This is a genomic window from Roseateles aquatilis, from assembly GCF_002205645.1.
Lineage (GTDB): Bacteria > Pseudomonadota > Gammaproteobacteria > Burkholderiales > Burkholderiaceae_C > Roseateles > Roseateles aquatilis.
Genome location: NZ_NIOF01000002.1, coordinates 197272 through 220444 on the forward strand (window position 1 = coordinate 197272; position 23173 = coordinate 220444).

General features: G+C 68.9%; 23 protein-coding genes. 10 read left to right on the plus strand and 13 right to left on the minus strand.

Annotation, left to right across the window (positions count from 1 at the left end; genetic code table 11):
- The first annotated feature begins 49 nt into the window (after positions 1 to 49).
- From pstC to phoR, 6 genes are all read left to right on the plus strand, one after another.
- Positions 50 to 982: a phosphate ABC transporter permease PstC gene (gene pstC / locus CDN99_RS06355; protein WP_238139423.1), complete on the plus strand. Its 933-nt coding sequence runs from the start codon at positions 50 to 52 to the stop codon at positions 980 to 982.
- The gene (pstA, locus tag CDN99_RS06360; protein WP_088383767.1) at positions 979 to 1839 is read left to right on the plus strand and encodes a phosphate ABC transporter permease PstA; all 861 of its coding nucleotides are present in this window, start codon (positions 979 to 981) and stop codon (positions 1837 to 1839) included. The genes pstC and pstA overlap by 4 nt, the downstream gene beginning before the upstream one ends.
- A gap of 79 nt (positions 1840 to 1918) precedes the next feature.
- Entirely contained in the window at positions 1919 to 2704 is a 786-nt protein-coding gene (pstB, locus tag CDN99_RS06365; RefSeq protein WP_088383769.1) for a phosphate ABC transporter ATP-binding protein PstB, read from the plus strand.
- A gap of 19 nt (positions 2705 to 2723) precedes the next feature.
- A complete protein-coding gene (gene phoU, locus CDN99_RS06370; protein ID WP_088383771.1) occupies positions 2724 to 3431 on the plus strand; it encodes a phosphate signaling complex protein PhoU in 708 nt (235 codons plus the stop codon).
- 40 nt (positions 3432 to 3471) lie between these two features.
- Positions 3472 to 4173: a phosphate regulon transcriptional regulator PhoB gene (phoB, locus tag CDN99_RS06375; protein ID WP_067064279.1), complete on the plus strand. Its 702-nt coding sequence runs from the start codon at positions 3472 to 3474 to the stop codon at positions 4171 to 4173.
- Positions 4174 to 4180: 7 nt separating this feature from the next.
- Positions 4181 to 5560, plus strand: a complete 1380-nt coding sequence (phoR, locus tag CDN99_RS06380) for a phosphate regulon sensor histidine kinase PhoR (protein ID WP_088383773.1) — start codon at positions 4181 to 4183, stop codon at positions 5558 to 5560.
- 60 nt (positions 5561 to 5620) lie between these two features.
- Here phoR and CDN99_RS06385 read toward each other — a convergent pair whose 3' ends face one another.
- From CDN99_RS06385 to trxA, 4 genes are all read right to left on the minus strand, one after another.
- Positions 5621 to 7270 carry a hypothetical protein gene (locus CDN99_RS06385; RefSeq protein WP_088383775.1) on the minus strand — a complete coding sequence of 550 codons (1650 nt, stop codon included), beginning with the start codon at positions 7268 to 7270 and terminating at the stop codon, positions 5621 to 5623.
- Between the two features lie 282 nt (positions 7271 to 7552).
- Positions 7553 to 7819 carry a type B 50S ribosomal protein L31 gene (locus CDN99_RS06390; RefSeq protein WP_088383777.1) on the minus strand — a complete coding sequence of 89 codons (267 nt, stop codon included), beginning with the start codon at positions 7817 to 7819 and terminating at the stop codon, positions 7553 to 7555.
- A 139-nt stretch (positions 7820 to 7958) separates the two neighbouring features.
- Positions 7959 to 9221 carry a transcription termination factor Rho gene (gene rho, locus CDN99_RS06395; protein ID WP_088383779.1) on the minus strand — a complete coding sequence of 421 codons (1263 nt, stop codon included), beginning with the start codon at positions 9219 to 9221 and terminating at the stop codon, positions 7959 to 7961.
- A 235-nt stretch (positions 9222 to 9456) separates the two neighbouring features.
- Positions 9457 to 9786, minus strand: a complete 330-nt coding sequence (trxA, locus tag CDN99_RS06400; RefSeq protein WP_088383781.1) for a thioredoxin TrxA — start codon at positions 9784 to 9786, stop codon at positions 9457 to 9459.
- Positions 9787 to 10005: 219 nt separating this feature from the next.
- Here trxA and CDN99_RS06405 point away from each other — a divergent pair, with 219 nt between their 5' ends.
- Together CDN99_RS06405 and CDN99_RS28860 are read left to right on the plus strand one after the other, a co-directional pair.
- Positions 10006 to 12822: a PD-(D/E)XK nuclease family protein gene (locus CDN99_RS06405; protein WP_088383783.1), complete on the plus strand. Its 2817-nt coding sequence runs from the start codon at positions 10006 to 10008 to the stop codon at positions 12820 to 12822.
- Entirely contained in the window at positions 12819 to 16655 is a 3837-nt protein-coding gene (locus CDN99_RS28860) for a UvrD-helicase domain-containing protein (protein ID WP_162296486.1), read from the plus strand. The genes CDN99_RS06405 and CDN99_RS28860 overlap by 4 nt, the downstream gene beginning before the upstream one ends.
- Positions 16656 to 16677: 22 nt before the next feature.
- Here CDN99_RS28860 and CDN99_RS06425 read toward each other — a convergent pair whose 3' ends face one another.
- Complete coding sequence (locus CDN99_RS06425; RefSeq protein WP_088383787.1) at positions 16678 to 17424, minus strand: hypothetical protein; 747 nt, start codon at positions 17422 to 17424, stop codon at positions 16678 to 16680.
- An 85-nt stretch (positions 17425 to 17509) separates the two neighbouring features.
- On the opposite strand from CDN99_RS06425, the gene CDN99_RS06430 reads away from it, so the two are divergent.
- Positions 17510 to 18202, plus strand: coding sequence for a glutathione S-transferase N-terminal domain-containing protein (locus tag CDN99_RS06430; protein ID WP_088383789.1), 693 nt, complete (start codon positions 17510 to 17512; stop codon positions 18200 to 18202).
- 50 nt (positions 18203 to 18252) lie between these two features.
- Here the strand turns inward: CDN99_RS06430 and CDN99_RS06435 are convergent, their stop codons facing one another.
- Positions 18253 to 18483, minus strand: coding sequence for a hypothetical protein (locus tag CDN99_RS06435; RefSeq protein ID WP_088383791.1), 231 nt, complete (start codon positions 18481 to 18483; stop codon positions 18253 to 18255).
- A gap of 154 nt (positions 18484 to 18637) precedes the next feature.
- Complete coding sequence (locus tag CDN99_RS06440) at positions 18638 to 19447, minus strand: PEP-CTERM sorting domain-containing protein (protein WP_088383793.1); 810 nt, start codon at positions 19445 to 19447, stop codon at positions 18638 to 18640.
- 322 nt (positions 19448 to 19769) lie between these two features.
- On the opposite strand from CDN99_RS06440, the gene CDN99_RS06445 reads away from it, so the two are divergent.
- Complete coding sequence (locus CDN99_RS06445; protein WP_088383795.1) at positions 19770 to 20024, plus strand: hypothetical protein; 255 nt, start codon at positions 19770 to 19772, stop codon at positions 20022 to 20024.
- A gap of 60 nt (positions 20025 to 20084) precedes the next feature.
- Here the strand turns inward: CDN99_RS06445 and CDN99_RS06450 are convergent, their stop codons facing one another.
- From CDN99_RS06450 to CDN99_RS06475, 6 genes are all read right to left on the minus strand, one after another.
- Entirely contained in the window at positions 20085 to 20456 is a 372-nt protein-coding gene (locus tag CDN99_RS06450) for a hypothetical protein (RefSeq protein WP_088383797.1), read from the minus strand.
- Between the two features lie 273 nt (positions 20457 to 20729).
- The gene (locus CDN99_RS06460; protein ID WP_088383799.1) at positions 20730 to 21713 is read right to left on the minus strand and encodes a tyrosine-type recombinase/integrase; all 984 of its coding nucleotides are present in this window, start codon (positions 21711 to 21713) and stop codon (positions 20730 to 20732) included.
- Positions 21710 to 21943 carry a DUF4224 domain-containing protein gene (locus CDN99_RS06465; RefSeq protein ID WP_088383801.1) on the minus strand — a complete coding sequence of 78 codons (234 nt, stop codon included), beginning with the start codon at positions 21941 to 21943 and terminating at the stop codon, positions 21710 to 21712. The genes CDN99_RS06460 and CDN99_RS06465 overlap by 4 nt, the downstream gene beginning before the upstream one ends.
- Positions 21944 to 21947: 4 nt before the next feature.
- A complete protein-coding gene (locus tag CDN99_RS06470) occupies positions 21948 to 22220 on the minus strand; it encodes an RNA-binding protein (RefSeq protein ID WP_088383803.1) in 273 nt (90 codons plus the stop codon).
- Positions 22220 to 22381, minus strand: coding sequence for a hypothetical protein (locus tag CDN99_RS28595; RefSeq protein ID WP_158218767.1), 162 nt, complete (start codon positions 22379 to 22381; stop codon positions 22220 to 22222). The genes CDN99_RS06470 and CDN99_RS28595 overlap by 1 nt, the downstream gene beginning before the upstream one ends.
- Entirely contained in the window at positions 22378 to 23136 is a 759-nt protein-coding gene (locus CDN99_RS06475; protein WP_088383805.1) for a hypothetical protein, read from the minus strand. Before CDN99_RS06475 ends, CDN99_RS28595 begins: the two co-directional genes overlap by 4 nt.
- Positions 23137 to 23173 lie beyond the last annotated feature (37 nt).

Below are 23173 nucleotides of genomic sequence, written 5' to 3' on the forward strand. Positions count from 1 at the left end.
CGGCCAGGAGCGCAGCCAGCCCCAGGGACGCCCTCCGGCGCGCCGCCGCGTGGCCCCCTGGGCGGACACGGTGTTCTCCTTGCTCACCCACGGCGCGGCCTGGCTGACGCTGGCCCTGCTGGCCGGCATCATCGGCTCGCTGCTGGTCGGCGCCGCGCCGGCGATCAAGCACTTCGGCCTGGGCTTCCTGGTCAGCACGGATTGGGATCCGGTGCAGGAGAAGTTCGGCGGCCTGGTGATGATCTACGGCACGCTGATGACGTCGCTGATCGCCTTGCTGATCGCCGTCCCGGTGAGCTTCGGCATCGCGCTGTTCCTGACTGAACTCGCCCCGGGCTGGCTGCGCCGTCCGCTGGGCATCGCGATCGAACTGCTGGCGGCCGTGCCCTCCATCGTCTACGGCATGTGGGGCCTGCTGGTGTTCGGCCCCATCCTCGCCACCTACGTCCAGCAGCCGCTGCAATCGCTGCTGAACGGCGTGCCGTATCTCGGCGCGCTGGTGTCCGGGCCGCCGGTGGGCATCGGCATCCTGTCGGCCGGCATCATCCTGGCGATCATGATCATCCCCTTCATCGCCTCGGTGATGCGCGACGTGTTCGAGGTCACGCCGGCGATGCTCAAGGAATCCGCCTACGGTCTGGGCTCCACGACCTGGGAAGTGGTCTGGAAGGTCGTGCTGCCGTACACCAAGACCGGCGTGGTCGGCGGCATCATGCTGGGCCTGGGCCGCGCGCTGGGCGAGACCATGGCCGTCACCTTCGTGATCGGCAACATGAACCAGCTGAATTCCCTGTCGGTGTTCGAGGCCGCCAACAGCATCACGTCGGCCCTGGCGAACGAGTTCGCCGAAGCCGGCGCCGGCCTGCATCAGGCCTCGCTGATCTACCTGGGCCTGGTCCTGTTCTTCATCACCTTCGTGGTGCTGGCTTGCTCCAAGGTCCTGCTCAACAAGCTCAAGAAGAACGAGGGAGCCCGCACATGAGCGCGACCAACGCAAAGCGCCTGGCGATGTACAACAAGCGTCGGCGCATCAACACGCTGGCCCTGACGCTGTCGCTGGCGGCCATGTCCTTCGGCCTGATCTGGCTGGTCTGGATCCTGTTCGAGACGCTGGTGCAGGGCATCGGCGGCCTCACGCTGGCCACCTTCACCCAGATGACGCCGCCGCCGCAGGCGGAAGACGGCGGCCTGGCCAACGCGATCTACGGCTCGCTGGTGATGGTCGGCCTGGCGACCTGCCTGGGCACCCCGATCGGCGTGCTGGCCGGTGTCTACCTGGCCGAGTACGGCCAGAAGACCTGGCTGGGCTCGGTGGTGCGCTTCATCAACGACATCCTGCTGTCGGCGCCGTCCATCGTAGTCGGCCTGTTCATCTACACGGTGGTCGTGACGCGGATGAAGTCGTTCTCGGCGATGGCCGGCATTCTGGCGCTGGCACTGATCGTGATTCCGGTGGTGATCCGCACGACCGAGAACATGCTGAGCCTGATCCCCAACGCGCTGCGCGAAGCCGCCTACGCACTGGGCACGCCGAAGTGGAAGGTCATCATGACCGTCACGCTGAAGGCGGCCCGCGCCGGCGTGATCACCGGCGTGCTGCTGGCGCTGGCGCGCATCTCCGGCGAGACCGCGCCGCTGCTGTTCACCGCGCTGTCCAACCAGTTCTGGACGAGCTCGCTCGGCAGCCCGATGGCCAGCCTGCCGGTGACGATCTTCAAGTTCGCCATGAGCCCCTACGAGAACTGGCAGAAGCTTGCCTGGGCCGGCGTCTTCATCATCACGATCGGCGTGTTGCTGCTGAACATCGCGGCCCGCGTGCTGTTCAAGGAAAAGCATTGACCGGCTCCGGCCCGGCCACGGCCGGGCCGATGTCGCAGCCCTGCGTTCAACGAATTCAACGAATCCAAGAGAACCCACCATGGACGTCAAAGTCGATATGCCGGTGACCGAGCGCGCGAAGCTTTCGGTGAAGAACCTGAATTTCTATTACGGCAGCTTCCACGCGCTGAAGAACATCAACCTGGACATTCCCGAGAACAAGGTGACCGCGTTCATCGGTCCGTCGGGTTGCGGCAAGTCCACGCTGCTGCGCACGCTGAACCGCATGTTCGAGCTCTACCCCGAACAGCGCGCCGAAGGGCAGATCCTGCTGGACGGCGAGGACATCCTCACCAGCAAGGAAGACGTCTCGCTGGTCCGTGCCAAGGTCGGCATGGTCTTCCAGAAGCCGACGCCGTTCCCGATGTCGATCTACGACAACATCGCCTTCGGCGTGCGCCTGTTCGAGACGCTGTCGCGCGTCGAGATGGACGAGCGGGTCGAATGGGCCCTGAAGAAGGCGGCGCTGTGGAACGAGGTCAAGGACAAGCTGAACCAGAGCGGTTCCGGCCTGTCCGGCGGTCAGCAGCAGCGCCTGTGCATCGCCCGCGGCATCGCGATCAAGCCCGAGGTGCTGCTGCTGGACGAGCCGTGCTCCGCACTGGACCCGATCTCGACCGGCAAGATCGAGGAGCTGATCCACGAACTGAAGCACGAGTACACCGTCGCGATCGTGACCCACAACATGCAGCAGGCCGCGCGCTGCTCGGACTACACCGCCTACATGTACCTGGGGGACTTGATCGAATTCGGGCCGACCGCCGAGCTCTTCATGAAGCCCAAGCGCAAGGACACCGAGGACTACATCACCGGACGGTTCGGCTGATCAACGGGGAGCAAAAACCATGACCGATAAACACCTCTCTACCCAATTCGATGCCGAGCTGAGCGGCATCTCCACGCGCGTCCTGGAAATGGGCGGCCTGGTCGAATCGCAGGTGGCGCAGGCCGTCGAGGCGCTGGGCACCTTCAGCGGCGAGATCGCCAGCCACGTGCTCAAGCAGGAAGAGATCGTCAACACGATGGAGATCGAGATCGATCGCGACCTGTCGACGATCATCGCCCGCCGCCAGCCGACGGCCCGCGACCTGCGCCTGCTGATCGCCGTCTCCAAGACGATCGCCAACCTGGAGCGTGTCGGCGACGAGGCCGCGCGCATCGCCCGCACGGTGCAGCGCCTGATCAACACCGGCGTGTCGAGCCGTCTGCGCCTGCCGATGTCGGACCTGTCGTACGAGGCTGAGCTGGCGACCGCGCAACTGCGCAAGGCGCTGGATGCCTTCGCCCGGCTGGACGTCGACCGCGCGCTGGAAGTCCTGAAGGCGGACGACCAGATCGACAAGGAATTCGACGGCCTGATGCGCAAGCTGATCACCTACATGATGGAAGACCCGCGCACGATCTCGTCGAGCATCGACCTGGTCTTCGTCGCCAAGGCGATCGAGCGCGTCGGTGACCACGCCAAGAACCTGGCCGAGGTCATCATCTATGTCGTCAAGGGCACCGACGTGCGCCACAACCCGCCGGATGCGGTCGAGAACATGGTCCGTTGAACGGCCCATGATCGACTAGCCGTACAAAGGAGTTCCCCGAATGAGTCGAATCCTGGTCGTCGAAGACGAATCCGCGATTGCCGAACTGATCTCCATCAATCTGCGTCACGCCGGCTTCGAGGTCACGCTGGCCGGCAATGCCGAGCAGGCCCAACTCGAGGTGGACCGGGTGCTGCCCGACCTCGTCGTGCTGGACTGGATGCTGCCCGGTCAGACCGGCCTGGCGCTGGCCCGCCAGTGGCGCGGCGCGACCCGCACCCGCGAGCTGCCGATCATCATGCTGACGGCGCGCGCGGAAGAGGTCGACAAGGTGTCCGGCCTCGATGCCGGCGCGGACGACTACCTGACCAAGCCGTTCTCGACCAACGAGCTGCTGGCCCGCATCCGCGCGGTGCTGCGCCGCAAGGCGCCCGAGGCGCTGGACTCGGCGGTCGACGTGGGCGGTCTGGTGCTCGATCCGGGCACCCGCCGCGTCAGCCGCGAAGGCGTCGAGGTCAAGCTCGGCCCGACCGAATTCCGCCTGCTGCATTTCTTCATGACGCACCCGGAACGCGTGCACAGCCGTTCGCAGCTGCTGGACCGCGTCTGGGGCGACCACGTGTTCATCGAGGAGCGCACCGTCGACGTCCACGTCAAGCGCTTGCGCGAGGCGCTGGAGAAGGTGAACTGCCAGCGCATGATCGAAACGGTGCGCGGCGCCGGCTATCGACTGACCCAGCAAAGCAGCGCCCTGTCGGCCTGAATACGCGATGGCCTGGATGTTGTCGCGGGTGCTGATGCTGGTGCTGTGCACCGGCGTCGCGGGCGGGCTGGGATGGTGGTTGGGCGAATGGATACGGATGCCGCATCTGGCGGCGGCGCTGGCCGCCGGCGTGGCCGTCGTGATGATGGCCTTGTGGGACGCGGCGCGCGCGCACCGGTTGATCGTCTGGTTGCGCGGTGATCAGCACGACGACGCGCCCCGGCTGAGCGGCCTGTGGGGCGAACTGGCCTACCGCGTCGAGCGCGGCATGCGCGATCGCGAGCGCCGCTACGAGCGCGAGCGGCAGCAGCTGGAGCAGTTCCTGCTCGCGATCGAGGCCTCGCCCAACGGCGTGATCCTGCTCGACGGGCTGGATCACATCCAGTGGTGCAACACGGTCGCGGCGGACCACTTCTCGCTCGACCCACAGCGCGACAAGCTGCAGCGGATCACCAACCTGGTCCGTTATCCCGCCTTCGTGTCCTACCTGCAGTCGGGCCAGTATCAGCAACCGCTGACGCTGAACAACGCGCGCGGCAAGGCGACGCTGCAGGTCCTGGTGCGCGATTACGGCGTGGCCGGCGAGTCCCGCCGGTTGGTGCTGTCGTTGGACGTGACCGACCGCGAGCGCTCGGAGGCGATGCGCCGCGACTTCGTCGCCAACGTGTCGCATGAGATCCGTACGCCGCTGACGGTGCTGGCCGGCTTCATCGAGACGATGGCCAGCCTGCAACTGACCGAGACCGAGCGCAAGCGCGTGCTGCACCTGATGCAGCAGCAGACCACGCGGATGCAGACGCTGGTGGGCGACCTGCTGACCCTGGCGCAGTTGGAAGGCAGCCCGAGGCCCGGAGCGGACAACTGGCTTGCGCTGGACTCGCTGCTGGGGCGCGTCGCCGCCGATGCGCGGGCACTGTCGGCCGGCCGTCATGAGCTGGTCTGCGAGCATCAGACCGGCTTCGAACTGGCGGGCGTGGAGACCGAGGTGCTGAGCGCCGTGGCCAACCTCGTCAGCAACGCGGTGCGCTACACGCCGGAAGGCGGTCGCATCGAGCTGCAATGGCGCTGGCTGCCGGACCATGGCGGAGAGATCGCCGTCATCGACAACGGTCCGGGCATCGCGCGCGAACATCTACCGCGCCTGACCGAGCGCTTCTACCGTGTCGACGGCAGCCGCTCGCGGGACACCGGCGGCACGGGCCTGGGGCTGTCGATCGTCAAGCACGTCGTCCAGCGCCATGGCGGTGAACTGCGCATCGAGAGCGAGCCCGGCAAGGGCTCCAAGTTCAAGCTGCAGTTCCCGGCCGCGCGGCTTCGCCTGGCCGACGCGACGGCGATGGGCGACGAATCGGCGCCCGCCGCGCTGGCCGGCGGCGACGACCGCTGAAAAGGGGTCGCTGAGGACGGACCGCGGCGCGGCCCGCCCATCAACGACGATCGGCGTGGATCAACGGTCGCGCTGCATGACCAGATAGGTGCCGAAGCGGTCGGTGGGGCGCCTCACGACGCCCAGCACGCGCCACCCCGTCGGCGGCGCCGGGGTGTTTTCCGCCTGCACCGCCATGCCGTACGAGCAGCGCGCCTGCGACAGCTCCCGGGTGGCGTCGACACTCCAGTTGCCCTGGAACTCCAACGCCGCCAGCACGTGCAGCGGCAAGCCCGGTGCCGCGATGCAATCGATCCCGGGCGGCAGTTGCGCCGCGACGCGATCCACCAGCGGCTTGTTGCTGCGGGCGTAGTTCAGCGGATGCAGGCCCAGCGTCATCGACAGCATCCAGGCCAGCGCGACGCCGCCTGCGGGCAGGGCCAGGCTCTTCCAGATCGCATGACGGTGGCGCGCCGTGCGCCACCGCACCAGCCAGATCCAGGCCAGCGTGCCCAGGATCGCCAGGATGAAGGTGAGCAGGCCGAATTCGGGCTCGTACCCTTGCGCCAGCCGGCGGACGTTGGCCAGGAACTTCGGCGGCCAACCGAGCTGCAGCGCGCTGTAGTACAGCCACAGGAAGATCGCCCCCGCGCTGAAGAAGAACACCGAGAACCAGTCGAGCAGGGCGCTCGCGCTGCGCTGGAAGGTCGGTAGCGCGAAGCTCGCCAGCACCGCCAGCGGCGGCAGCGCGAGCAGCAGCGCGCGGTCGTCCGCGCCCATCAGCAGGCTGCACAGCAGCGGCACGACGGAGGCCAGCAACGGCACCGCGATGTGTCGCCGCATCAGGTGCGAGCGCCAGCGCCATGCCGACCAGAGCGCCAATGGCCAGGCCGGCCAGCAGAACCAGCCCACCAGCCGCGCCCAGTCGAGCAGGCTGCGCCCGCTGGCGCGGACACGCCAGGCCCAGCCATGCATTGGCCAGGCGACCAGTGCCGCCAAGGCCATCGCGGCCAGGATCCAGGGCAGGAATTTGCGAGCGTCCTCATAGGTCGAGCGATAGCTCAGCCAGGCCGCGCCGACCGCCAGCGCCAAGGCCACCGCGGGCGCGCCGCTGGTGGCCAGCACCGGCAGCGCGACCAGCATCGCCGCGCGTGATTTCCATCGTCGGAACGGCACCGCCGCGAGGCTGTAGACGAACAGCGTGATGCCGAGCAGCTGGAGGATCTCCGGTGTCGTCTCATGGCCCAGCCGCAACAGGCCGATGCAGGCGATCAGCGCCAGCAGGCAGCCGTCGGCCATGGCGCGGGCGTAGTCGACCGCGTGGGCCTCGCCGCCGAACGCGAACGCGACCGGCTGGGCCGCCTCGGTGCGGGCCAGATGCAGGCAGCTGTACCAGGCCAGCGCCAGCACGGCGGCCAGCATCAGGCCGAACGGGATACGCGCCGCCAGGGATGGTTCAAGGAACGGCAGCAGCTTGATGCCGAGCGTGCCCACCCAATAGGGCAGCAGGCCGCCATCCGCAGGCAGGCCGGCGATCGCGGGCTGCAACCAGGAGGCGTGGCCTTGCGCGATGCTGGCGATGTAGCCGAAGGCGGTGAGGTCGGCATTGCGCCAGGGGTCGCGGCCGAACAGTCCGGGCAGCACATAGGCGCCGCACAACAGCAGGAGCGCCCAGCGCGGGATCGGGTGGGTGCTGCGCTCGGCCACGACGGCCGGGGTAGGCAGATTCATGCGCGTCTGTCTCGTTCTCGTTTTGGATGCCGGTGCGCATCATGCCGCAGCTTGGGTGAGGGGCGAGGGAAGTCGCCGGACGCCGTGCGGTAAAGACCTGGGTCGCGTCGACGCCACGGCATGCCTGTGAACACGATCACCCGTGTCGCCGCCGTCGCCCTCATCGGCGGGGAGGATGGCGGGCCGGGCGTCGATCGTTTCGACCATGAAAAAAGGCAGCCGATGAGGGCTGCCTTTCGATCGTCGGGTGGCTGACCGTGGGGTCGACCACCGAGGCCTGGATCAGGCCTTCTTCGGGACGATGCCGGCGAACTTGTTGCGGAACTTCTCGACGCGGCCACCCAGGCTGTCGATGCTCTTCTGCGTGCCCGTGTAGAACGGGTGCGATTCGCTGGAAGTTTCCAGCTTGACCAGCGGCAGCTCGCGGCCGTCGTCCAGCTTGATCGATTCCTTGGTCGTCACGGTCGAGCGGATGACGAACTGGGAACCGTTGGACTGGTCCAGGAAGACCACGTCGCGGTAGTTAGGGTGAATGCCTTCTTTAGCCATCTTGAGCGCCTCGCTGTTGTGCCGCCAGCCACACCGCACCGCGCAGTGCACTTGTCGACAGCGGAAAAACGTCGAGTATAGCTGAAATGCAAGAAGCCGCCCAGGGGCGGCTTCCGTGAAGACCTCGTGTCGAGAGAACTCAACCGCCTCGACGCATCATGTCGAAGAAATCGATGTTGTTCTTGGAGGCCTTCATCTTGTCGAGGATGAACTCCATCGCCTCGATTTCGTCCATCGGGTAGAGCAGTTTGCGCAGGATCCAGGTCTTCTGCAGGATCTCGGCCTTGAGCAGCAGTTCCTCGCGGCGCGTGCCCGACTTGTTCAGCAGGATGGACGGATAGACGCGCTTCTCGGCCATGCGGCGATCCAGGTGGATCTCGCAGTTGCCGGTGCCCTTGAACTCTTCGTAGATCACCTCGTCCATCTTGGAGCCGGTGTCCACCAGCGCGGTGCCGATGATGGTCAGCGAGCCGCCTTCCTCGATGTTGCGCGCGGCGCCGAAGAAGCGCTTCGGGCGCTGCAGCGCGTTGGCGTCCACGCCGCCGGTCAGCACCTTGCCGGAGCTGGGCAGCACGTTGTTGTAGGCCCGGGCCAGGCGCGTGATCGAGTCCAGCAGGATGATCACGTCCTTGCGCAGTTCGACCAGGCGCTTGGCGCGCTCGATCACCATCTCGGCGACCTGCACGTGGCGAGCCGCCGGCTCGTCGAAGGTGGAGCTGATGACCTCGCCGCGCACGGTGCGCTGCATCTCGGTCACTTCCTCGGGGCGCTCGTCCACCAGCAGCACCATCAGGTGGGCGTCGGGATAGTTGGCCGCGATCGAGTGCGCCAGGTGCTGCATCATGACCGTCTTGCCGCTCTTGGGCGGGGCCACCAGCAGCGCGCGCTGGCCTTTGCCCAGCGGAGCGATCAGGTCGATGATGCGGCTGGTGATGTTGTCCTCGCCGCGGATGTCGCGCTCGAGCCTGAACTGTTCCTTGGGGAACAGCGGGGTCAGGTTCTCGAACATGATCTTGTGCTTGGACTCTTCGGGCGTCAGGCCGTTGACGCGGTCCACCTTGACCAGCGCGAAGTAGCGCTCGCCGTCCTTGGGCACCCGCACTTCGCCTTCGACCATGTCGCCGGTGTGCAGGTTGAAGCGGCGGATCTGGCTCGGCGACAGGTAGATGTCGTCGGTCGAGGCCATGTAGCTGGCTTCTGGCGAGCGCAGGAAGCCGAAGCCGTCCGGCAGCACTTCCAGCACGCCGTCGCCGAAGACCTGCTCACCGGCTTTCGCGCGCTTTTTCATGATCGAGAACATCAGCTCCTGCTTGCGCAAGCGAGCGACGTTGTCGATCTCCAGTTCTTCGCCCATGGTGATCAGGGCGGAGACGTGAAGCGCCTTCAGTTCAGAAAGATGCATGGGGGGATGACCCGGTCGGTCGTCCAGGGCCTGCCAAGACCAGGGACATAAACAACGGCGAGCCCAAGGGACGCGCGTGCCGCATGACAGCGGACAAGAAAGATGCGGGAGCTTGGGCGCCGAGTCCACGCGCTCACCCGGAAACATCGACGGCGTCCTGAGACGCCGTTTGCCCCGGGAGGGCGTGTTGGCAAGTTGTCCGTCGAGGCCGCGCGGGCCCCGACGAATTCGATGATTATAGGTGAGCGTCCAGGAAGGACGTCAACTGGGCCTTGGACAGGGCGCCGACCTTGGTGGCGGCGAGCTGGCCGCCCTTGAACAGCATCAGTGTCGGGATGCCGCGGATGCCGAACTTGGCCGGCACTTCGCGGTTGTCATCGACATTGAGCTTGGCGATCTGCAGGCGGTCGCCGTAGTCCTTGGCCACCTCGTCGAGGATGGGGGCGATCATCTTGCAGGGGCCGCACCACTCGGCCCAGTAGTCGACCAGCACCGGTTTGTCGGACTGGATCACGTCGCTGTCGAAGGACGCATCGGAAATGTGTTTGATCTGTTCGCTGCTCATGGGTGGAGTCCTTGCTTGAAGTCCCTGCCGGGCGGGTGCCTCGGGTGGGGTCGTCTGCCCGGCGACAATCCTGTCGCCCGGAGGCCTCAGGGATCCAGGCACAATGAATTCTTACACAAGCCCAGAGCCCCCGGTCCGAGTAGGCACTCGCCGCAGATGCGGGTACGGACCGCGGATCTCAAGGCCTGTCGATCCCCGCGGCGCCTTCGATGCCTCTCGATGCCCGCCAACGCCTTGCAGAGCCCCCCGACCTCGATGACCTGGATGACGCCGCCGCCCCCGTCCGCCACGACGTCCCCGACCGTGCCGCCTGCTCCGGCCGCTCCGATCGCTCCCATCGACTTTCCGCTGGACGCCGCCCATGGCGGCGGCGCCCTCTGGGACCGCGTCGCCGGCCGCGCCGCCGACTGGCTGGAGTCCCGCCACCTGCCCGCCCGCGACGCCGTCCTGCTGCTGCCGTTCGCGCAGCATCTGGCCCCGGCGCGGCGGGCGTGGATGGCGCTCTCGCGCTGGCAGCCGCGCATCGAGACGACCCACAGCCTGGCTTCCGCGCTCGGGCCGAGCGCGCTCGCGCAGGCGCAGCAACTGACTGGCGACGCCGCGATCGACGCGCTCGCCGCCCGCGCGCTGCTGCGCGGGCAGAGCTGGGCGCGGCAGTTGCTCGACGACGACCCCCGCACCCATGACGCCGCCGTGCAACGGCTGGTCGAGGCGGCCCATGCGCTGGCCCGCGCCGCGGCGCTGCGTGATCCGGCGCGGCGGTCCGAGTTCTGGGACCAAGGCCGCCAGATCCTCGCCGGCCAGAGCGGCGTCGGCCACCTGGAACGGGCGCTGCTGGCCGTGGCGCTGGAATGGGCCGCGGCCGATCCGCGCGCGCCGGCCACCGACGGACTCTTCTCCCTGCGTCCCAGCGCCTGGATCCACCTGCGCTGCGGAGGTCCCGATCCATTGGCCGACGCCTTGCTCGACAGCGCCGAGGCCGCCGGCATTCCCTGCCTGCGCCTGAGCGCGGACCTGCCGCTCGACCACGTCTTCGACGGCGGTGGCGGGCTGACGGGCCGGGTCGAGCAGGCCGTCTGCGACGACTTCGAGGACCTCGCTCAATGCAGCGCGGCATCGGTGCTGGATCACTTGCTGGCGGGCCGCGCACCGGTCGCGTTGATCGCCCAGGACCGGGTGCTGCTGCGGCGCGTGCGCGCGCTGCTGGAGCGGCAGGGCCTGGGTATCCAGGACGAGACCGGCTGGACGCTCGCCACCACCGCCCCCGCGGCGCAACTGATGGCCTTGCTGCGGGCCACGCGACGCGACGCGACGGTCGACGACTGCCTGGCCTGGATGAAGACGCCGCTGGCCGCGTCGCTGCGCGATCGCGGCGGCAGTGCCGCGTTGTCCGCGCTGGAGGCCCGCTGCCGCCAGCGCGGCTGGTCGGCGCCGCAGGCGGTCCGTGTCGACAAGCTGCTCCCCGGTAGCGCGCGGCTGTGGGAAGCCGCCCAGGAGGCGTTGGCGCCGCTGCGGGACGCGCGCGGCGCGCAAGCGCTCGAAGCCTGGCTGACCTTGCTGCGCGACATGCTGAAGCAGCTCGGCGCGGACGACCAGCTCGACCGCCAGCCCGCCGGCGGCCCGCAGGTGCTGGACGCGCTGTGGCTGCGGCGCTCGCCGTGGCCCGGCTCGGCGCATGAGGCGGTGCTGAAGGAGGCGCAACTGACCGCCTCCGAGTTCGTCGCCTGGGTGTCCGACACGCTGGAGGCGGCGCAGTACGTGCCGCCGCTGCAAGGCGGCCTGCAGATCATGATCACGCCGCTCGCGCGGACGATGCTGCGGCCCTTCGGCGCGATCGTGCTGCCGGGCGCGGACGCGGCGACGCTGGGCCCCGTGCCCCCGGGGCCGGTGCTGATCGGCGACAGCCTGGCGCGTCAACTGGGCCTGCCCACGGTCGAGGACAAGCGTCTGGCGCTGTCCTGGCAGTTCGCGCAACTGCTGCGCGCGCCCGCGGTGACCTTGCTGCGCCGCGGCCACCTCGGCAGCGAGCCGCTGGCCGCGAGTCCGTTGCTGGACCGGCTCGATCTGGCGATGCAGGCGGCGGGCCAGGGCGCGTTGCCGCACTGGACGGACCCGCGCCTGACGCAGGCCGTGCCCGCCGCGCACACCCGCCGGGCCAGCGCGCATGCCCCAGGCCGCTTGCCCGCGACCTTGAGCGCCAGCGCGGTCGAGTCGCTGCGGCAGTGCCCCTATCAATTCTTCGCCCGCGTGGTGCTGGGCCTGCGGGAGTCCAACGAGCTCGAAGTCCAGGCTGACAAGCGCGACTACGGCACCTGGCTGCACGCGGTGCTGCACCAGTTTCACCAGGAGCGCGCGGGGGCGGCCGGCTCATCGCTGGACGATGAAGCGCGGTTGCAGCGCGCGGCGCAGGACCAGATGCGAGAGCTCGGTCTGTCGCCCGCGGAGTTCCTGCCGTACTCGGCCAGCTTCGCGCGTTTCGCGCCGGCCTACCTGGACTGGCTGGCCGGGCGCGAAGCCGAAGGCCAGCGCTACGACCGGGGCGAGCTGGAGCGCCGTGTCCAACCGTGGGCCGGCATCGAGCCGGCGCTGGAGGATCTGGCGCTGCTGGGGCGCATCGACCGCGTCGACGAAGGGATGGATGGGCATCTGCTGATCGACTACAAGACCGGCAGCGTGAAAGGCTTGAAGGACAAGGTCGCCGAGCCGCTGGAGGATACGCAGCTCACGGTGTATGCCGTGCTGATGGGGGCGGGCGAGGGGCAGGGGGGCGGTTCGGCCGCTGGCGGCGCGGGGGGCGGCGAGGCGCGCCGGCTGCGCGCGCAGTACCTCGCGCTGGACGACGCGAAGGGGCCGACCGAGATCGAGCACGACCATGTCGAGGACACCGCCGCGACGATGCTCGACGGCCTGCGTGCCGATCTGATGGCGATCCACGGCGGCGATGCGTTGCCGGCGCTGGGTGAAGGCGTCGCCTGCGAGTACTGCGAGATGCGGGGGCTGTGCCGCCGCGACGACTGGGAAGGAGCCGCGCCTTGACCGCGCCGATGAATCCGCCGACGGACGCGACCACGCCCAGCGCGTCGCCATCGCCATCGCCATCGCCATCGCTGGCGACCACGGCCGCGACCCCCAGTGCCGCGACCGGTGCCGGTGCCAGTGCCGCCCCCGCGGTCTCCGGCGTCGCGGCCTACACGCTCGACAGCGCGCCGGTCGCGCGCGAGCGCTTCTATCAACTGGCCTGCGACCCGGCGCGCAGCGTCGTCGTCGAGGCTTGCGCGGGCGCGGGCAAGACCTGGATGCTGGTGTCGCGCATCCTGCGCGCGCTGCTGGACGGGGCGCGCCCGCAGGACATCGTCGCCATCACCTTCACGCGCAAGGCGGCCGGTGAAATGCGCGCCCGCCTGAACGAGTGGCTGCACGAATTCGCCCATTGCGACGACGCGGGGCGGGTGCTCGCGTTGCTCCAGCGCGGCCTGCCGCCGGACCGGGCGGCGGCGTTGGCGCCGCAGCTCGCGACCCTGCAGGAGCGGCTGCTGCAAGCGGCGCGCTCGGTGGAGATCCGCACCTTCCACGCCTGGTTCTCGCAGTTGCTGCGCGCCGCGCCGCTGGAGCTGCTGCGCGCGCAGGGCCTGTCGCCCGAGCTGCAGTTGCTGGAGGACGAGAGCGACCTGATGCCCGAGCTCTGGCAGCGTTTCCACACCGCGGTGCTGGCGGACGAGACCTTGCTCGAGGCCTACCGCGAGTTGAGCCTGATCCATGGCCGCAACAAGCTGCAGGGATGGCTGACCTCGGCCTTCGAGAAACGCGTCGAGCTGCGGCTGGCGCATCAGCACGGCCGGCTGCTGGACAGCATGCCCGAGGCGGCCGAGGTCGTGCCCGAGCTGGCCGCCTGGGCGACCCCGCTGGAGGCCTTCGCCACGATGCGGGGCGACCTTCAGGCCCTGGCCGTGGAACTCGGCCAATCGACCAAGGTCACGCCGAAGAAATGCGCCACCTCGATCGAGCAGGCGCTGCATGGGGTCGACGCCGATGCGTTCGCGGGCGTGCGACAGGCCCTGTTCACGGCCGAGGGCACGCCGCGCAAGAACCTGGGGGATTCGCCCGCGCTGTCGGCGCTGCTGGACCGCCTGCAACGACTGGCGCTGGCGATCGACCAGCATCAGGCGCGCCACTGGCACCGGCAGATGTGCGCGCTGGCGCTGGTGCTGCTCGATGAATTCGAGCGGCTCAAGCGCGAGCGCGGCCTCGTCGACATGAACGACCTGGAGCGCGGCGCGCTGGCGCTGCTGGGTGATCCGGCGCTGTCCGGCTGGGTGCAGGAGCGGCTGGACAGCCAGGTCCGTCATCTGCTGATCGACGAGTTCCAGGACACCAGCCCGCTGCAATGGCACGCGCTGTACGCATGGCTGTCGAGCTACGTCGGCGCTGGTGGCGGCGCGAGCGGACAGCGGCCGCCGTCGGTGTTCATCGTCGGCGATCCCAAGCAGAGCATCTATCGCTTCCGCCGCGCCGAGCCGCGCGTCTTCGCCGCGGCACGGGACTTCGTCCGAGAAGGTCTGGACGGCGTGCTGCTGGCCTGCGACCACACGCGGCGCAATTCGCCGCCGGTGCTGCGCGCGGTCAACGCGGTGTTCGAGTCGGCCAGCCTCGCGCAGCAGTACAGCGGCTTCCGGCCGCACACGACGGAGTCGGGCGAGGGAGATCCGCTGGACGGCGTCCTGTTCATCGCGGGGGATGAGGACGACGCGTCGGGATCGTCCGGCTCGTCGCGTGAGGAGGGCGTCTGGCGACCCAGCCTGACCGAGCCGCGCCGCGAGCCGGAGCTGCATCGCCGCGAGGCCGAGGCTTGCCGCATCGCCGCCTGCATCGCGGATCTGCTGTCGCGCGGCGAGGCCCTGCCGGGCGAGATCTTCGTGCTGGCCCGCAAGCGGGATGGCCTGCGGGTCCTGGCGCAGGTGCTGAAAGCACGCGGCATCGCGCATGCGGCGCCGGAAGACATGGCGCTGCTGGACGCGCCCGATGTCCGGGACCTGCTGGCGTTGCTCGACGCCCTGGCATCGAGCGGCCATCAGCTGTCGCTGGCGCACGCGCTGCGCAGTCCGCTGTTCGGCGCGAGCGAGGCCGATCTGTTGTGGCTCGCCGCCGAATCGCGCTCGGTGCGATGGCTGGGCCAGGAGGAAGCCGGCCCGACGCACCAGGCCCTCTCACCCCACGACCCCACGCACACAGCGAGTGCTGCCGGGCCGGAATGGGGAATGGGGGGGCAGGACGGATCCCTCATGCCCCGTGGAGGCCATGCGGAGCCGGAGCATGCGGACGGTGCAGCCAAGCAGCCCGCTCCCACGGAAGGGCGCGCGGAAGGAAATAGCCCTCTCGAAGCCGAAGCCGAAGCCGAAGCCGAAGCCGAAGCCGAAGCCGAAGCCGAAGCCGAAGCCGAAGCCGAAGCCGAAGCCGACGCGGACGCCGACGCGGACGCCGACGCGGACGCGGACGCGGAAGTTCCGCCCGATCCCGGCCCGGTCCTCCGCTCCTGGTGGGAGATCCTGCTCCAGGCGGACCCTGATCAACTGAGCGATCCGCTGCGACGCGCCCGGACGCTGCTGACGCGCTGGACCTCGATCGCCGCGCTGCGCAGCCCGCACGACCTGCTCGACGCGATCGTGCACGAGGGCGACCTGATGGCGCGCCTGGCGGCGGCCGTGCCGGCCAGCGAGCGTCGCGCGCGGCTGCATGCGGTCGAGGCGCTGCTGGCGCTCGCGCTGGAGCTTGACGGCGGCCGTTACTCCGGCCTGTACGGGTTCGTGCGTGCGCTCAAGAGTCGCGCGTTGAAGCTGGGCGCGCCCGCCGAGCCGGATGCCGTCCAACTGCTCACCGTCCACGGCGCGAAGGGGCTGGAGGCCAAGGTGGTGATCCTGATGGACGCCGAGGCGGGTCCGGCACGCTCGGAGAGCATGGCGCTGGCGATCTCCTGGCCGGTGCATGAGCCGGTGCCGCGCACGGTGGCGTTCATCGTGTCGGAGAGCCGGCCGCCGCCGTCGCTGCAGGCGCTGCTCGACGACGAGAAGGACCAGCGCCAGCGCGAGGAACTCAATGCGCTCTATGTCGCGATGACCCGCGCTCGCAGCCGGTTGCTGCTGAGTCGCACGCCGGCGAAACGGGCCAGCGCGTCCGCGAGCTGGTGGGCGCGTGTTCAGCCGCAGGCGGAGCCGCTGCCAGTGCCGGAGGCGGCATCGACCGGCATCGTGGCCGGCGATGAGGTCGCGCCGCTCAAAGTGTTGCCGGTGGTGGCACCGCTTCCGATGCCGGACGAGCCCGGCGCGGATGCCGAAGGCACGGCCGCCTCGATCGGACAGAGCCCCGAGGCGGTCGAGGACAGCGCCGCGCTGGGCGAGGCGCTGCATCGCGTCCTCGAATGGCACAGCGGCCCGCAGGGCGGCGCGCACGCGCTGGAGCGGCTGATGGACGCGGCGGCGCAGATGTACGGCCTCGACTCCCGGCGGGAAGAGCGCTTGCAGCGCAGCGTGCGGGCGATCCTGGGCAGCCGCGACTGCGGCCCGTTCTTCGATGCCGGGCAACTGGCGTGGCAGGGCAACGAGGTGCCGCTGAGCTGGCGCGACAGGGACATGCGGCTCGACCGCCTGGTCTGCCGGCACGACGCCAGCGGCGCGCCGACCTGGTGGGTGCTCGACTACAAGCTGCATCCGGCGCCGCAGCACAACCCGGACTACATCACGCAGCTCTGGCGCTATCGCGAGGCCGTGATGGCGCTGCAGCCCGGCGAGCCGGTGCGCTGCGCCTTCATCACCGGCCAGGGCAAGCTGATCGACTGCACCGAACGGGTGGCCGGCGCGGCGGACCTGTTCCTTTGATCCCTTTGACCCCTTGCCGGGATCAGGCCGACGCGTTGTAGTCGCCTTCCGACGGCCGGCTGTGCCAGGCCACCGAGGTGGTGGTCGGCCAGGGGCCGCCGTCACCGATGCGCTGATGCACGGCCTGCGCGCTCAGCGCGGCCGACTCCAGCACGCTGACCAGCGCCTGGACCTCGGCCAGCGTCGGATCGGCCATCGACGTGCGCAGGTAGACATTGCCGCGCAGGCTCAGCAGCACGAAGGGCCGGCCCTCGATGACCACGTCCTGCGTGGCCTGCGCCAGCCGGTCCGACAGGCTCTTGTCGAGCCACGCCATGATCAGCTCGCGGTTGATGCCGACCGCGCCGAAGCGTTGCCGCACCAGCTTCGATTCGATCTGCGTCTGCTTCGGGAACATCACCAGCCAGCGCATCTCCTCCGGCGTGTCGGTGTCGACGCGGGTGCGCAGCGTGTCGGTGTAGGCCTCGAAGACGCTGCTCTCCAGATGCTCCATCAGCTTGCGCTCGATGACCATCATCTGCATGTCCGCGTTGAGCTTGAGCTCGCAGCGCATGCGCAGCTCGAAGCCCTCGATGTAGCTGCGCTGCGAGGCGCCCCATTCGATGCGGGTCAGGCCGGGCAGGCTGCGCGGCAGATCGATGACGAAGCCGCGGCCGTCGCGCGCGTGGCGCAACTGGCCGCCCCGATCCGAGGCCCAGTCGCTCAGGGGGCGCCACCGGGCCGCGTTGGCGCGGGCCGTGAACCACTGTTTGATTTGTTTGATTACCATGAGGTGGGACGATGCGCGCGCGCCGTGGTGTCCGTGCATTGCCGTGCCGACAACCGGGGCGTCGCGCCCCAACGGAGAACGCTTGATGATCGAAGTGTATTCATGGCCTACGCCCAACGGCCACAAGGTGCACATCATGCTGGAGGAATGCGGCCTGCCTTACCGGGTGATTCCCGTGGACATCGGCGCCGGCGACCAGTTCGACGCGAAGTTCCTGGCCATCAGTCCCAACAACAAGATCCCCGCGATCGTTGATCCCGACGGGCCCGACGGCCAACCGATCGCGCTGTTCGAGTCCGGCGCGATCCTGCTCTACCTCGCCGGCAAGACCGGCCGCTTCCTGCCGGACGACACACGCGGCCGTTACGAGGCGCTGCAGTGGCTGATGTTCCAGATGGGCGGCGTGGGGCCGATGCTGGGGCAGGCGCATCACTTCCGCATCTACGCGCCCGAGAAGATCGCCTACGCCATCGACCGCTACACCAACGAGGCGCAGCGACTGTACGGCGTCATCGACAAGCGTCTGGCACAGAGCAAGTACATCGCCGGCCCGGCGTACGGCATCGCGGACATGGCGATCTTCCCGTGGCTGCGCAGTTGGAAGAACCAGGGCGTGGAGCTCTCCGAATACACGCACCTGAAGGGTTGGTTCGATGAGATCGCCGCGCGGCCGGCGGTCAGGCGCGGGGTGGAGGTGCTGGCCGACCGGCGCAAGCCGCTGGTCGACGACAAGGCGCGCGAGACGCTGTTCGGCGCGACGCAGTACCAGCGCCGCTGAAGCCGGCCCGCGGCTCTCGCCGCGACGCCCGCGGCCGAGGCCGCACGGGGTCAAATCTTGCCCAGCCGCGCGCGGTCGCCCAGTTCGGTGAGCCAGCGACGGCCGTCCTCGCGGATCGCCGTGGCCAGACCCTTGTCCTGCAGGCGCTGCTGCATGTCCTCGCTGACCGGCATGCCGCCGACCGCCTGCGGGAGGAAGTACAGCGCGGCGCGCTCTTCCGGCGTGATGACCAGGTCGGCGGGCGGCACGGGGAACTGTAGGAAGGACGGTGTCGTGGACATGCGGGTGCGGGCGTTCGTCGTCGGGTGAACCCGCCTCCAGCGTGCGGGCGGGGCGGCAGTATCCCTCGGTGCCAGGGGCGCGAGGCCGACGAACGGTCCCACGATGTGCGCCAGGCACCAGCCGATTCCCCGGATCCGACGTCGTGTCCCAGCCTCAGGCCCGACGGCGACGTGTCGCCGCGCCGGCCGCGAGGGCGGCGATGGCGATCAGCGCCAGCGAACCCGGCTCCGGCACGCCGTTGACGCGGGCCACGAAGGACAGCGCGTTGGCCATCAGCACGGCGCCGTCGGTGGTGACGTCCCACAGGCCGTTCACGGCATCGCCGGACACCGGGTACATGTTCAGGCCGATGACCGGTGCGTTGTGATCGAGGCGGTAGGCCAGCAGCGGCTGGTTGTTGGTCCAGCTCGCCACGAGCTGGGTGTTGGCCTTCAGCGTCACCTTGTTGCAGGTGCCGGCCGGGCCGCCGTCGAAGCTGTGCACGCCGACCATCAGCGCGCTGCCGGGCATCGACACGACGCCCAGGCTGCCGCAACTGGGCTGGTTGGTGGAGATGTTGAAGACGTCGTAGTTCTGCGAGACGAAGCGGCCGCTCAAGCCACGCAGCGGCGCGGAGAAGTGAGAGAACGCGGCCTCGACCACGCCGCCGCCGGCGTCGACATAGTTGGCCAGCACGTCGCCCAGCGTCACGGCGTTGGCGTACGGTGCATCGGAGAACACCATCACCGAGTCGTACGCGCGCAGCATCGCCAGCGTCGGCGTGCCGGAGCCGACGTTGAAGACGTCGACGGTGCCGCCGATCAGGCCGGTGGCCTCGATCTTCTGTTGAATGTCGGACAAGCCGGCGGCGCTTTGCGGCGCGCCGAGGATCAGCACCGAGGCCTGGGCGGCGACGCCGACGGCGCACAGCGCGGCGGCGAGCGTGGCGCGGATCCAGCTGATGGGGGAGGTCGGACGTGTCATCGTTCTTCTCGTTGTGGCGGGGAGGAAGACGAAGTCGGAAGCAACATCCGCGCCATTCCCCCGCAGGGGCGGCGGGTCAAGCACTTGCGCGCGTCGCCCCTTGAAACCGGGTCAGCGGGTGTAATGAAAACCGACACCCGAGGCCTGGAAGTTGCTTCGCCTATCGCCCGGGCGGGGCATTGTGAGGCGGCGGTAAAAGATCGTCCCCTTCCGTGGCACGGGATGACAGTTGGAGCGAAACTTGCCGTCGCCAAGGCAGCGGCGACCGACGTCGGGTCGGATCGAACGCCGCATGTCCGGCACAACCAGAAGGAGCGCCTCAATGACGAACAACACCGACAACACCGACACGGTCGGCGCAGTCGAGGGCCACAACGGACGCTGGTTCGTCCGCGAAGTCGTGGGGGAGGGGCCTTATCGAGCGCGGTTCAAGGTGATCGCCGCTCACCCGGTCGCCGGTGGCGAGCCGGTGCTCGACGGCTACTGGCACGAGCTGGAACGCGTCTTCGACTCCTGGAACTACGCGGCCGACGCGGCACTGGAAGCGGCGCAGCGGGCGATCGATTTCAGGAGTTGACGGCCAGGCCCGCACGGCCTCGCGTCGTTGCGGGCCTGACCCGGCACCTTGCCCCGTGCCTCAAGGCGCCGGCGTGAACCGGAAGCCTTCCAGGCGTTCGATGCTGCCGAACTCGGGCGGACAGACGTCGCGGCCTCGCGCGTGAATGGTCTGCTGCGTCGCATTGGCCGTCAGCAGCATGGCGTACATGTTCTTGTCGGCCGCGTCGTTCAGCGGCAGCACGAAGTCCCAGGCCGTGTTGATCTGGCAGGGCGGGAAGGACGCCTTGGGCTTGTCGAGCTTGATGAAGACGAGGTTGCCGGCGATGTCCTTGTCGATCGCCACGATCAGCAGCTTGCCGGTGATGCCGGTGGCGTCCACGCCGGTCGCGGCGCACAGCAGCGCGAGGGCCGCCAGCGTCGCCCGCGGCGCACGGAGGATGTTCCTGGTCATGTCCTTCTCCCTGAGCCGACTTCGCGGCCTGTTGTCAAACCGTTGATTCAAACCGTGAGACGAGTGTCGGCGGCCGTCTGACGCGGCCGTCCGAGCGTCGATGTTCTTGGCCTGCCCGGAGGGACTCGAACCCCCGACCTGCTGCTTAGAAGGCAGGGTAGAAATCCAGGATCTGCGCGGGCTGGCTCCAGATTCGTCTAACTCTGATCGGCTGGAGCTGGGCCCATTCTATGGGGCCTGTCGGGCGCCAGTTAGACGCCGATCACACCCTGACTAGCGCGCCGGGCGCGCCTTGCGCGGCGCCTTGCCGTCGACGTAGTGCTCGGTCATGCGGATCGACTTGTGGCCCAGCAGATCGCGCGCCGCCTCGAGGCCGTCGCCCTCCCGGGCGTCCATGCCGGCGCGGCCGCGCAGGTCGTGGATGTGCAGGTCTTCGATGCCGGCGCGCACGCACGCGCGCACCCAGGCGCTGCGAATTCCGGCGTAGCGGTAGCCCTTGCCGCTCTGCGTCTTGAGGACGTGGCCGATGCGGTCACCGCGGGCGCAGGCATCGATGGCGGCCCGCAGGGCAGGGCTCCACTGGATCAGCAGCCGCTCGCCGGTCTTGTCCTGCTCGACCAGCACGCCCGCGTCCGTGACGTCCTGCCACCGCAGCTTGATCAGGTCGCCGATCCGCTGGCCAGTCAGCAGCGCAAGGTCGATCATCTGCACCAGCGCCTCGCCGTTGCGGGACTGCAGCAGCGCCGCGGCCTTGAGTGCGCGGATCTCGTCGTCCGTGACCAGGCGCTTCCGGCCGGCCAGCGTCTTGGTCGGGACGTTGTCCACCGGGTTGAAGCCCTCGCGCAGGCCCTCCAGCGCGGCGAACGCCAGCACCTGGCGCAGCATGGTCCTGTGCATGTTGTAGGTGCGCGGCGTCGCTGCGAAGGCCTTCAGGTAGGAGGCGCAGACCGGCGTCGTCACCTGGGCCGGCGCGAAGTCGGCGAAGGCCTCGGCCATCAGCGCGGCCAGGCGCTCCTGGTCCTTCTTCGTCTTGGTGGACCACTCGGTGTCCTTGGACTCCACCCAACGCCCGATGACGGCCGGCATGCCGTCGCGCTCGTTGTCGGCCTTCAGGTGCTTGGCCAGCGCCGCGTACAGCGCCTGCGCGCCGTCGGCGATGCGGCACAGGCGGATCCACTTGCGCTCGATCGTGACGAAGTAATACGCCCCGTGCTTGGGATAGACACGGGGCGGAAGGCCGGAGGCTTTGCGGATCATGCGACGGCGCGCAGGCGCGGTTTGACGGGTCGGAGCGCGGGCGTAGCCTGGGTGGGTCGCTGGCCAGCGCAGACGGCATCGTAGTGCGCGCGCTCGAGCACCACGTGACCGGCAGCGTTGCGACGAGCGCGGTGGAAGCCTTGAGCCTTGAGCTCGGCGAGCTGCGCGCCGGGCTGCTTGTAGCCGGTGAGGGCCACGATCTCTTCGGCGGAGAGGAGGAGGCTGGTCATCGCTTCAGTTCGCTCGTATCGCAAAGACCTTGACCTGCTCCGGGCCGAAGTGCGGGTGGGTGATGGTGGTGACGCGGTAGCCGCGCCACGGGCGCACGAGGCGCCGCTCGTGGTCGTCGCGCGCCGGGTATCCCAGCGTGAAGACGATCATGTCGAAGGTCTGGCCCTCCAGCCGCTTGCGCCAGTACGGCGTGGCGCGGCGGTACTCCTCGGGCTTCCGGCCGTCGCGGATGTCCTCGAAGTACTGGCGCACGAGCGGCAGGTAGAGGATGCGCATCACGCCTCCTCGAGGTCTTCGATCACCGACTCGACGGCCTCGACCGGCAGGCAGTAGCTCGAGGCGACGCACTCCACCGCCTGGTCGGAGGTAGCGCCCTCCTCGAGGTGGCGGAAGATCTCGCGCTCGATCTCGACGCGGGGGACGATGGGGCCGGTCATTCGACGGGCGACTTCAGCGACGGGCGATTCGCGCTGGCGCGGCGCTGGCGCGGCTGCGGCACCTGGCTGGCGGGCTTGTTCTTGCCGGCCCCCTCGTTGGCAGCGAAGGCGTCGGCAGCGCTCTGCGCCGGGGTCTTCTTGTCCTGGTCCTTGGGGAAGGGCCAGGCCTCTTGCGGCGTCAGCTTCTTCGTCTTGGTAGCGTCGTCGTCCTCGACGTCCACCTGCGCGGACGCGGGCTGCACGAGCTGAATCTCCACCTCACGCGACTTGAACTTGGCCAGCTTGGCGAAGACCTTCTCCGACGCGTCGGGCGCCTCGACGATGAACTTGAGCTGGATCGTGCCGCCCTCCTGCGGCTGGATGCGGAAGGCGCGCGCCACGCCGTCGGTGATCTCCAGCTTCTGCGTCGCGAAGCCGATCGTCAGCGTGACGCCCGTGACCTCCTCGTTCCAGTTGAAGGCCTTGATCTTGGAGCCGATCGGCGACAGGTCGGGCAGGTCCGATATCGGATCGACGCCTTCCAGCCCGGCCGTCGCGTTGTCCTTCTTGCGCGTGGCGACGGGCTTCTCGACGCCGTTCTTCGTGAACAGGAATTCCTTGAGCGCGCCGTTGAGCGACGCCAGGGCGTGGTTGCTGAGCTTCACGCTCAGAGGCAATTGAATGCCCGGGTTCTCGTCGGCCTGGCGGTTCTTCTGCGACAGGACGCGGACGTCCTCCAGCTTTGCCTTGGTGGGTTTCTCGATGGCGAAGGTCATGGCGTCCTTTCGGTGGTTGCGATCAGGTCAGGGTTCT